This window comes from Acinetobacter sp. YH12211 (genome assembly GCF_013418015.1).
Classification (GTDB): Bacteria; Pseudomonadota; Gammaproteobacteria; order Pseudomonadales; family Moraxellaceae; genus Acinetobacter; species Acinetobacter towneri.
Map to the genome: position 1 here is coordinate 1 of NZ_VPCW01000072.1, position 1,082 is coordinate 1,082.

Annotated in this window: 2 protein-coding genes; both read left to right on the forward strand. The window is 38.8% G+C overall.

The window, feature by feature from the left end; translation table 11 throughout:
* The first annotated feature begins 60 nt into the window (after nt 1–60).
* Nucleotides 61–516 carry a helix-turn-helix domain-containing protein gene (locus FTU98_RS13850; RefSeq protein WP_004973749.1) on the forward strand — a complete coding sequence of 152 codons (456 nt, stop codon included), beginning with the start codon at nt 61–63 and terminating at the stop codon, nt 514–516.
* Between the two features lie 16 nt (nt 517–532).
* The gene (locus FTU98_RS13855; protein ID WP_141730351.1) at nt 533–1,072 is read left to right on the forward strand and encodes an IS630 family transposase; all 540 of its coding nucleotides are present in this window, start codon (nt 533–535) and stop codon (nt 1,070–1,072) included.
* The last annotated feature ends 10 nt before the right edge of the window (nt 1,073–1,082 follow it).

Genomic DNA, 1,082 nt, shown 5'->3' on the forward strand with positions numbered 1-1,082 from the left:
TAAGTTGACAAAAATAACTAATCATGCGAAAAAGTTTTTTTAGTTAACAGATGTTCACACATGCCTCGAATTGTTTCTGTACCACTTAGTTTAGAACAGCGAGAACGACTCATTTTTCTGGCCAAGCATGCAAAACATTGGCGTGAAAGACAACGTGCCCAAACTATTCTCTGGCTTTCTGAAGGTAAAAGTGTTGCGGAAGTTGCCACTCTACAAGAACGTATCCCAGAAACCATAAGGCTACAACGCCGACGTTGGGAATTGTATGAGTTTGAATCGATTAAAGAAGGTCATCGCTCAGGTCGGCCCAATACATTGATCTCAGACTATCAGGCGAAAATCCTAGATTGGGTCAATACAAGTCCACTCAATGCAGAACAAATCCGAGTCAAACTACATGAAGAATACGAAGTGTCCGTGTCTGTTGAAACCATTCGTAAGTTTTTACGTGATTCAGGTATGGTCTTCAAGCGTACCCGTCATAGCTTGAAAAAAAAGAGATCCGATTGCATTTGAACAAGCAACACAGCAGATTGAAAAATTACGAGAGCAAGCGGCACGTGGTGAAATTATATTAGGTTATGTTGATGAAACAGGGTTTTCATCTACACCTGATAACCGCTATGCGTGGACAAAGATAGGTGATGTTCATGCGGTTGATGCAATAAGATTAAAACGAGTTAATGTCATGGGGTGTTTGCTTTCAACGGGGAAACTGGTGACAAGTTGTTTACAAGAGTCAGTTACAAGCACTTGGTTTTATGCCTATTTAACTGGAATAGCTCAACAAGTAAAACAGACTTATAACCTTCCATTGGTTCTTATTGTTGATAATGCCTCGATTCATAGAAGTAAAAAGATGGCTGATTACAGAGAGCTACTTAAAAGTAACTTTTCGACGAATTTGTATTTTATTCCAGCTTATAGCCCTGAGTTAAATCGAATCGAGATGGTATGGAAGCAGATGAAATATTATTGGCGAGATTTTCAAGTCATGACAGCTGATAAAATAGAGCAATGGGTGGAGAGAGTATCAAACCAATTCGGAAAAGAATACATGTTTACTTTTTAATGACAGCTTA

Excerpts from the sequence above, each read along its gene's own strand:
- FTU98_RS13850 (WP_004973749.1), top strand. The coding sequence starts at position 61 with ATGCCTCGAATTGTTTCTGTACCACTTAGTTTAGAACAGCGAGAACGA.